Raw genomic sequence first — 9,479 nt, forward strand, 5'->3', positions numbered from 1 at the left:
AGATTTTTTTCGGTGAACATCCCTTTTGGGGCTTGTGTCACTCGGTGAGCTCTTCGGCCCGGTGGGCCAGCCAGAGGTCGTGGCGGACGCTCGGGGACTGCAGCAGCGAGCGTTCCAGCAGGGCCTCGATGCGGGCCAGCCGCTTGCGGGCGGCGGGGACGGAGACCCCCAGTGCGGCGGCGGCCGGGACGAGCCGGGCGTCGTGCGCCAGCCAGGTGCGGACGGTGGCCCGCGCCCCGGCCGGGGCGTCCGGGCCGGTCAGCCGGCCCAGGTGGGACCGGGCCCACTCGGTGAGCCGCGGATCGCGCAGGACCGCGTCGAGCCCGGGGGCGTCGGCCGCCGGGGCGGCGGCGACGCTCCCCCGCCCCGCGCCCGGGGTCAGCCGCAGGGCCAGCGAGAGTGCGGCCTGGTCGCCGAGGCGCGCGAGGTCCAGGCCGAGCAGGGTCTCGACCAGCCGGATCCTGGCGGACAGGGTGTTGCGGTGGACCTTCAGCAGCCGGGTGGCGTGTGAGCCGAAGTTCAGCCAGGCGTGGGCGGTGGCGCGCAGTTCCTGCCCGCCGGGGTCCTGGGGGCGCCGGGGCTCGTACGCGTGCAGGGGCGCGAGCAGGGCTCCGGCCCAGTCGGCGCCGGCCTCGTGGGCCACGAGCGCCAGCTCCGGGCCCGGGCCGAAGCGGGCATGCCGTTCGCCGCGGCCGCGGGCGACGGCGAGGGCGTGGAAGGCCTGGGTGTAGGCGGTCGGGGCCTGACTCAGGGCCAGCTCCGCGCTGACCCCGACCGCGCAGTCCGGGGCCACCGCCGACAGCGCGCCGGCCAGGGGGTCCTGGTCGCAGGACACCGCCGCCGCATCGGCCGGGACCAGGATGATGAGATGGCGGACGTAGACCGGGCAGCGCACGACCCAGGCCCGGCCTCCGGTCAACTCCTGGCACAGTCGCGCCACTTCGGCGCGGCGGCCGGTGCGGCACTCGGCGACGTACATGCGCATCGGGTCGGGCAGCGGCGGCCGCAGCGCCTCGGCGATCTGGTGGGCGGTGGAGAGCCTGCCGTTCATCAGCAGGTGGAGCACGGCCTCGCGGGCGCGCGCCTCGGCGGTCGCCGCCCGCGCCTCCCGCAGCTCGGCCTCCTCGGCACGTAGGACGAGGGCCAGCGGCACGGCCGCGTCCGCCAGCAGCGCGGGCGCGTCGGGCGGGTGCGGCAGCGGCAGCACGGCGGCCAGCGCGCGCCCGGCGTCCAGCGCGAACAGCAGGGTGGCGGATCCGGCGCCGTGCAGGACGGCCGAGCTGACGCCGCGGGCGCTCATCTCGGCGGCGCCTCGCACCGCGGCCTCGGGCGGCCGCCGCCCCTGCCCGGCGCCCTCCACGGCAGCCGCGCCGGACGGGTGCGCGGCTGCGGGATCGGCGGGCACCACGCCGGCCCACCCGCCGAGGCGGGTGGCGAGCCACTCCAGCAGCGCGGCCGATCCCCCGCCGTGGGCGAGCCGGTGGACCTTGAGTACGTCGTCGGAGCGTGACACCGGCGCATTCAACCACCCGCCGCACACTGTGCGCTGTGATACCGGTCTCGCCCGGTCACTGGGCAGGTCGAACCCTGTGTACGGGCCCGCGCCCGCATAGGTTGGTCCACGAGCGGACGGGTCCCGGAGCCCATGGGAAGCACCACGGGGGAGGCACCGGGATCCGCCGCTCACATCCTGGCGGCCGCGCTGCGGATGGCCTCCCGGATGCGGAAGTAGGTGCCGCACCGGCAGATGTTGGCGATGGCGTCGATGTCCTCGTCCGTGGGCTCGGCGGTCCGCCGCAGCAGCGCGACGGCCGCCATGATCTGACCGGGCTGGCAGAAACCGCACTGGGCGACGTCCTGTTCGAGCCAGGCCTCCTGCACGGGGTGCAGGTCGTCGCCGTCCGCGAGGCCCTCGATGGTGGTCACCTCCCGGCCCGCGCACGCCGAGACGGGCACCACGCACGGCCGGACGTCGACCCCGTCGAGGTGGCTGGTGCAGGCCTTGCAGACGTCCACCCCGCATCCGTACTTGGGGCCGCGTACGCCCAGCATGTCGCGGAGCACCCACAGCAGGGGCAGGTCGTCGGGGGCGTCCACGGTGACGCTCCGCCCGTTGACGGTGAAGGTGTGCGAGGGCACGGCGTACTCCTGGCTCTGCGGCTATCGGGGGTAGGGGGTGAAGTCGACGTCGAAGTCGAGGGGGAAGCTGCGCGGCTTCGAACCGGTGGCCCGGGCCCAGGCGTTGGCGATGGCGCCGACCGCGGCGGGCACGCCGAGCTCGCCCGCGCCGCCCGGCTCCGCACCGGTGGCCGGGAGCACGAAGACCCGGAGGTCGCGCGGGGTGTCGCGCTGCTGCGCCCAGTGGAACTGGCTGTAACTGCCCTCCAGTGGCAGCCCCTTGTCGATGTGCAGTCCGGCGCGCAGGGTGGTGGAGATGGCGTCGGTGAGGCCGCCGGCCATCTGGGCCTCCAGCCCGCGCGGGTTGACGGGCAGGCCCACGTCCACGGCGATGACGGCCTTGGTGACGCGGGCGCGCTGCGGGTCCCGGGTGTCGATCTCGACGAGGCAGGCCGTGCGGGACTTGTACTCCTCGTGGAAGGCGATGCCCTGTGCGCAGCCGGGCTCCATCGTCCGCCCCCAGTTCCCCTCCGTCGCGACCTTGTCCAGGACGGCGCGCTGGGCGTCGGTCTTCAGGAAGGTGCGCCGGAAGCGGTACGGGTCCTTGCCGGTGGCCGCGGCCAGTTCGTCGACCACGATCTCCTCGGCCCCGCGCGTGTTGGCGGAGTATACCGAGCGCCATGAGGCGGTGGGGATGCCCGTCGGCACCTCGGTGAGGGCCTGGGTGGTGAGTCCGAAGTGGTAGGGGGACTTCACGGTGGTCAGGAACAGGGTCTGCGCGAGCGTGGCGTTGCCGATGCCGAGCGGCAGGTGTGCCGCGGTGGCGGTGATGATCTCGCCGAGCCCGTGCCGGAAGTCGGTCTCGGCGGCGGCGACGCGGTGCTCGAAGCTGAGGACCTCGCCGAGCAGGTGGGTGGCGCGGATCTTGTGGTGGGTGGCGGGGCGCATCCGGCCGTGGCGCGTGTCGTCCACCCGGGTCCACATCAGTTTGACCGGGCGGCGGCAGGCCCTGGAGATCCGGGCGGCTTCCAGGGCGGCGTCGAAGAAGAGCCTCCGGCCGAAGGAGCCGCCGGCCTGGACGACGTGCACCGTCACCTTGTCCAGGGGCAGTCCGAGGTCGGCGGCGATGCTCTGGCGGGCCACGATGGGGGACTTCAGGCCGGACCAGATCTCGGCCCGGTCCTCGCGGACGTCGGCGATGGCGCAGTTGGTCTCCATCGGGGCGTGGCTGACGAAGGCGAAGTCGAACTCGGCGTCCACGTACGGGGTCAGCAGCGGCGGCACCAGCAGCGGCGGGGTGGCGGCGCGCAGCCTGGTGCGGATCTGGGCGTCGGAGAGTTCGTCGGCGGGGCCCGGCCCCCAGGTGACCTGGAGGGCCGATTTCGCGGTGAGGGCCTGCCCGAAGGTCTCGGCGACGACGGCGACGCCCGTGGGGACGGTGACCACCTCCAGCACTCCGGGCATGGCCCGGACTGCGGAGAGGTTGGTGACGGTGCGGACGGCGGCGCCGAAGGTGGGCGGGCGGCGCACCACGCAGGGTTTGGCGCCGGGCACGTCGAGGTCGAGGGTGTACCGCTGGGCGCCGGTGACCATGGCGCGGGCGTCGATCCGGTTCGTCGGCCGGCCGACGAGGGCGTGCTGCGCGGCCTTCTTGGGGGTGGCGCCGAGGACGACGAGGCCGGGGGCGGCCGCGGCCGCGGCGAGTTCGCCGTAGCGGGCGGTGCGTCCGTCGGGGGCCCGGACGGTCCCGTCGGCGGTGGTCAGCGACGCCGGGGAGAGGCTCCAGCGGTGGGCCGCCGCCGCGACGAGTCGGGCCCGCGCGGTGGCCGCGCACTGGCGGACCGGCCCGTAGAGGGAGCGGATGGAGTTGGAGGAGCCGGTGAGCTGGTTGAAGAGCAGCTCGGGCCGGGCGTCGTCCAGTTCCACGCGTACGTCGGCCAGGGGCGCGTCGAGTTCCTCGGCGACCAGCATGGCCACCGCGGTGGTGAGTCCCTGGCCGACCTCCTCGCGCGGCAGCCGGAAGCGGACGGTGCCGTCCGCCTCCACGGCGAGGGCGAGGAGGGCGGAGGTGGGGGCGCCGGCCAGGATGAAGAGGTCGCCGAGGTCGACCACGTCGGCGATGGCCGGCAGGGACGGCACCACGGCGTGGGCGGCCTGCGGGGCGGCGGCGTCGGCTCCGGCGCGGGTGACCAGTGCGAGGGTCGGCGCCGCCACGAGGTAGGTGAGGAAGGAACGCCGGCTCCGGCCGGCGGCGTGGTGCTGACCGCTCGATGTCACGTGTCCCCAGCGCTGCGCGGGCCCGCCCGTGCGGACCTCTCCGGATCATTACCGCTACGTAGGGTAGCCACCTGGTGTTCCGGTGTGAAGCCTCGATTCCGCCGCCTTGCGCGGTCCGGTGTCATCCGTTCGGGGGTATCGCGGTGCGTGCACTGAACCGGCTACCGCGCGAACGCGTCCGCGTGAACTCCTCGTACACATCGGGCGTTTGATCGAGTCACAGGGGCTGGATGGCCGGATTCCGGCCGCCCCTCCCGGACGCATCACCCGCCCCACCGGCTGGCATGCGCATCGGGTCGCCGAACCCGCGCTGACCGGATTCGTTCGCACGCGGCGCGGGGCCCGGCAGGACTGCGGCATATGCCGGAAGCAAGAACGTAGCGGATGTTGCCAAACGCCTTACACAGTGTCGCCGCCTGTGCAACAGTCGTTACCGGTCCTTCCTTCAGACTTGGCCGTGCCGCGCCTGATATCGGAGTTCTCATGCCGTCCCACCTGTTCGCGGACCGTCCCGCGCAGCCGCCCGAGCCGGGGTCGGTGGACGCACTGATCTCTCAGACCCGGCGCCTCCGGGGAGACGTGGACGCGGTCCGCCGCGACACCGTCGTGGACGACGACGACGCCCAGGGCCGCTGGCAACGCGCGCTGTGCGACCTCGCCGTGCACCACCTCGACGACCTCCGCGAGCACCTCGGCCAGCTCAAGGAGGGCCTGCCCCCGGTACCCGAGGCCGTCGCCTTCCCGCAGGCGGCCCCGGAGGTCGCGCCCGAGGTCCAGACCCGGGTCGGCAGCGCCGAGTGGAACCTCCTGACCGACGAGGTCAGCTGGTCCGACGAGCTGTTCCAGATCTTCGGCCGGTCCCCCGAGTCGGGCGCGCTCCCCCTCGACGAGCTGGGCTCCACCCTGTTCTCCGAGGACCAGCCGCTGCTCACCGCATGGGTCACCGCCTGCCTGGTGGACGGAAGGCCGATCGACGGCGAGTTCCGCATCGTCCGGGCCGACGGCCGGGTCCGGACGCTGCACATGAGGGGCGAGCCGGTACTCGACTCCGACGGCTGCACGGCCTCCATGTGGGCCGTACTGCGGGACGTGAGTGAACTGCGGCGGAGCCAGCGGGCGGTGCGCGAGTCCCGTGACTCGCTCCAGCGCCAGCGGGAGATCGCGCAGACCGAGCACCGGCTTGCGGTCGAGCTGCAGGAAGCCGTGCTCCCCCCGTGGCGCGGCTCCCTGCGGTTCCCGCACAGCGACGCCGGCACGCTCGACGTGGCCGCGCACTATCTGCCTTCGGCGACCAGCGCGTTGATCGGCGGGGACTGGTACGACGCGCTCGAACTCCCCGACGGCTGCTCGATGCTGACGGTCGGCGACCTGACCGGGCACGGTGTGACCGCCACCTCCGGGATGGCGATGATGCTGGGCGCCCTGCGCGGCATGGCCATGGCCGGGATCGCGCCGGGGCCGCTGATGGGCTGGCTCAACCAGCTCCTCGAGACCTCCGTCCAGCCCGCCCTCGGCTCGGCCGTGTGCTGCCGCTACGACCCCGCGCGCCGGGTGCTGTCCTGGGCCCAGGCGGGCCACCCGGCCCCCCTGCTGTTCCGCCGCGGATCGGGCCGCGCCCTGACACCGCCGGAGGGCGTCCTGCTGGGCGCGACCTCCGGGGCTTCGTACGGGCAGGCCGAGGAGCGGCTGGAGGTGGGCGACCTGCTGGTCCTGCACACCGACGGTCTGACGCCGCGCAGCATCGAGTTCAGCCGGGCGGACGGCACCGAGCGGCTGCTCGCCCTCGCGCCGCGGCTCTCGGCGGCGCGGTCGGCCCGGGACTGCGTGCGGCTCGTGGTCGAGGAGTTCGCGGAGAGCGAGCGGGAGGACGACGCCTGCGTACTCGTCGCCCGCGTCGGCGGATAGCGGCGACGATCACGGCCGGGCCACAGGGGCCGGCCGTACGGGACAGTCGGACGCAACGTCGAACGGACTTCAGGGGCCGCGCCGGAGGGCGCGGCCTTTCTCGTCCGTGTGCTGTCGTCACGCCGTCGTCGTACTGTCGTCGTGCTGTCGTCGGCGTACCCGGTCTCGACGTGCCGGTCGTCGTCCTCGTACCTGCCGTGGGGGCGTGCAGGCGGGCCGGGCATCCGGAATCCGCGGGACGTGCTGGGGAGCCGGCCGGGACTACACCCCCGTGGCCGGCCGGCCACTCGGTGCCGGGGAGTCCGGGAGGGCCAGCTCGATCTCCTGGCGCAGGTCCTCGATGCGCGCGAAACCGGCGTACTGGCCGGTGAGCCGGTACATCTCGCGCAGCCGGTCCCAGGTCCGGTGCGAGGACGTCTCGTTCATGGAGACGAGGGCCAGGCGCGCGTAGCGGTCGGCCTGTTCCGGCTCGTCGGCGATGAAGCAGGCGGAGGCCATGGAGATGTAGTCGAAGATCTGCGAGCGCTGGTAGCCCTCGCCGCGCAGCCGCAGGGCCTCCTTGGCGTGGCGCGCGGCGATCGGGGCGGCCGTGGCGTCGTGGTCGGCGAGGGTCCGGTAGGCGAGCGCCTGCATGCCGTGCAGGTCCGCCTCGTCGAAGTGCTGCATCCAACTCGGCGGCGGCACGTCGCCCTTGTCGGAGACGAAGAGCTCCTCCGCCTCGCCCAGGGTGCGGCGCATCGCCTGGCCCTTGCCCATGGCGGCCTGCGCCCAGGCCTCGATGGTGTGCAGCATGGCGCGGGTGCGCGGCAGGGTCTGCTCGCCGGAGCCGGACTTGGCGAGCTTCATCAGGTCCAGTGCCTCGTTCGGCTTGCCGAGGTGCACCATCTGGCGGGCGGCACGCGACAGTGCCTCCCCCGCGCGCGGGCGGTCGCCGCCCTCGCGGGCCGCGTGCGCGGCGATGACGAAGTACTTCTGCGCGGTGGGTTCGAGGCCCACGTCGTGCGACATCCACCCCGCGAGGACCGCGAGGTTGGCCGCCACGCCCCACAGCCGCCGCTGGAGGTGGTCGGGGTGGTGGTAGGCGAGCATCCCGCCCACCTCGTTGAGCTGGCCGACCACGGCCTTGCGCTGGAGTCCGCCGCCTCTGGAGGCGTCCCAGGCCCGGAACACCTCGACGGAGCGCTCCAGCGCCTCGATCTCCTGGGAGCCGATCGGGGCGGCCTCGTAGCGGTCGTATCCCGCGGGGTCGGCCTGGAAGGAGTCCCCGAAGAGCCCGGGGGCCTGCCTCGCCGGGGCGGGGTCGGTGTGCAGCCAGTCGTACATGGCGTTGGTGAGGGCGGAGCCGGCGGTGAGCACGGCGCCCGCGCCCATCAGACCGCGACGGTTGAGCATGAGGTCCATTCCCGTGAATTCGGTGAGGACCGCGGCTGTGCGTTCGGGCGCCCAGGGCATGCCGTCGGGGTTCTCGCGAACCCCGTCCGGCTGCCGTCTGGAGGTGCGCCGCTGTCGTACGAACCCGAGGTCCTCGATGGTCACGACACGACCGAGCCGCTCGGTGAACAGTGCTGCCAGTACCGTGGGCACCGGTTCGCGGGGGCTCTCCCCCATGTCGATCCAGCGCCGCACCCGCGAGGTGTCGGTGGCCAGCTGGGGGTGGCCCATGGCCGCCGCCTGCCGGTTCACCATCCTCGCCAGTTCGCCCTTCGACCAGCCGGCCAGGCCGAACAGGTCGTTCAAGCGGGTGTTTGGACCTTTGCTCACGTCAAGCCCCCAGGTTCTCGGCTGAGTTGACAGTAGCCCCCCGTCAGATGCCCAGCGACTATTCGCCAGGCTTCGCCAGGGCACGCCCGATGGTTCGCCACCTTGCGCCGGGTGTCAGGTAGGAATGCGCCTCCCCGCCCCGGTCACCGGCGGAACTCCCCAGGGTGAAGCACGGGATCGGCGGGGCGGCGTTCGCAACTCGTCGGCGCACGAAGGGATCCGTATCACCATGTACGCAGCAACGTCCTCCGTGTCCGCACCGGTCCGGTCGCACCGCACGCTCCCGGCGGGCGGCCCCTACCTCGACCCCGGCCGCCCGGCGGCCCCGGCGCAGGGCACCGTCCGGGCACGGCGGATGCCGAGTGCGGGATCGCAGCCCGTCAGCGGAAGAATCGACCTCTCGGGGCCGCAGGGAGCGCAACTGCGCACCGCGCTCGCGTCGGTGCAGCGGATCTGTCCGGAGTTCGCGCCGGTGCAGGTGCTGCGGCGCAGCGGCCGCTCGGTCCTCCTGGTCGGCACCACCGGACGCTTGACCGCCGTCGCGAAGGTTTTACTGGACCACTCGCCGGAGTGGCGTGAGCGCTACCGGCACGAAATAGCGGCATACCGGGCGTTCGTCCGGCACCGCCCGCCGGTCCGGGTGCCGCGGCTGATCGCCGCCGACCCGGAGAACTGCACGCTGGTGGTGGAGCGGATGGCGGGCCGGGTCGCGGCGCTCCAGCGGCACCCGGTGGAGCCGCCGCCGCGCGTGGACCTCCGTGCGGCGCTCGGCGCGGTGTGCCGGGTCAACCAGTGGCAGCCGCCGACGGAGCTGTTCGGGACGCCGATGAACTACGCGCGGCGGATCGCCCGCGACTACGAGTTGGGGCTGCTCACCGACCGGGACCTCGGCGACCTGCAGAAGCTGCTGCACGGCGTCAAGGTGTCGGGTGCCGGGCTCCAGTTCAACCACGGCGACGCGCCGCTGTCGAACCTGCTGCTGTCGCCCGCCGGTCCGGTGCTGCTCGACTGGGAGCACGCGGGCTGGTACCTACCGGGCTACGACCTCGCCACGCTGTGGACGGTACTCGGTGACGCCCCCGCCGCCCGCGCCCAGATCAGCCGGCTCGCCCAGTCGGCCGGCCCGGTGGCCCGGGACGCCTTCCTGATCAATCTGATGCTGGTGCTGACCCGGGAGATCCGGATGTCCGAGACAGCGGTGCAGCGCTCGATGCTGGCGAGCACTCCGACCCAGCCGCTGCCGGCCGGCGCCCTGTCCTCCGGGGAGGAACAGCGGCTGCTGCTCCGCCGCCTGCACGACGACGCGGGCATGGCACGCAGGGCGGTCCGCGCGGCCGTGGGCACGCGCTGACCCTCCCCTCCCCCGGACGCGAAGTCCCGTGGCTCCCACCGCCACGGGACTTCGCTCGTTCGCGTCC

The 9,479-nt window shown here is 73.7% G+C and carries 6 protein-coding genes; 2 read left to right on the forward strand and 4 right to left on the reverse strand.

All coding sequences use genetic code 11. The features are described from left to right. Window positions 1–37 precede the first annotated feature (37 nt). From AVW11_RS27900 to AVW11_RS27910, 3 genes are all read right to left on the reverse strand, one after another. A complete protein-coding gene (locus tag AVW11_RS27900) occupies window positions 38–1,513 on the reverse strand; it encodes a helix-turn-helix domain-containing protein (RefSeq protein WP_076046373.1) in 1,476 nt (491 codons plus the stop codon). A 170-nt stretch (window positions 1,514–1,683) separates the two neighbouring features. Continuing rightward, window positions 1,684–2,139 carry a (2Fe-2S)-binding protein gene (locus AVW11_RS27905; RefSeq protein ID WP_030848647.1) on the reverse strand — a complete coding sequence of 152 codons (456 nt, stop codon included), beginning with the start codon at window positions 2,137–2,139 and terminating at the stop codon, window positions 1,684–1,686. Between the two features lie 21 nt (window positions 2,140–2,160). Next, the gene (locus AVW11_RS27910) at window positions 2,161–4,395 is read right to left on the reverse strand and encodes a xanthine dehydrogenase family protein molybdopterin-binding subunit (protein WP_060179755.1); all 2,235 of its coding nucleotides are present in this window, start codon (window positions 4,393–4,395) and stop codon (window positions 2,161–2,163) included. A 483-nt stretch (window positions 4,396–4,878) separates the two neighbouring features. Here AVW11_RS27910 and AVW11_RS27915 point away from each other — a divergent pair, with 483 nt between their 5' ends. Further along, the gene (locus AVW11_RS27915) at window positions 4,879–6,300 is read left to right on the forward strand and encodes a PP2C family protein-serine/threonine phosphatase (RefSeq protein WP_076046374.1); all 1,422 of its coding nucleotides are present in this window, start codon (window positions 4,879–4,881) and stop codon (window positions 6,298–6,300) included. A 261-nt stretch (window positions 6,301–6,561) separates the two neighbouring features. Here the strand turns inward: AVW11_RS27915 and AVW11_RS27920 are convergent, their stop codons facing one another. Next, on the reverse strand, window positions 6,562–8,061 hold the full coding sequence (locus tag AVW11_RS27920; protein ID WP_060179757.1) for a DNA-binding protein NsdB: 1,500 nt from the start codon (window positions 8,059–8,061) through the stop codon (window positions 6,562–6,564). 229 nt (window positions 8,062–8,290) lie between these two features. On the opposite strand from AVW11_RS27920, the gene AVW11_RS27925 reads away from it, so the two are divergent. Further along, window positions 8,291–9,412, forward strand: coding sequence for an aminoglycoside phosphotransferase family protein (locus AVW11_RS27925; RefSeq protein WP_076046375.1), 1,122 nt, complete (start codon window positions 8,291–8,293; stop codon window positions 9,410–9,412). Window positions 9,413–9,479: the final 67 nt, after the last annotated feature.

The organism is Streptomyces amritsarensis (genome assembly GCF_001953875.1).
Taxonomy (GTDB): Bacteria; Actinomycetota; Actinomycetes; order Streptomycetales; family Streptomycetaceae; genus Streptomyces; species Streptomyces amritsarensis.

Bases quoted from the DNA above. Each gene is read 5' to 3' on its own strand.
- AVW11_RS27925 (WP_076046375.1), top strand. From the start codon at position 8,291: ATGTACGCAGCAACGTCCTCCGTGTCCGCACCGGTCCGGTCGCACCGC.
- AVW11_RS27915 (WP_076046374.1), top strand. From the start codon at position 4,879: ATGCCGTCCCACCTGTTCGCGGACCGTCCCGCGCAGCCGCCCGAGCCG.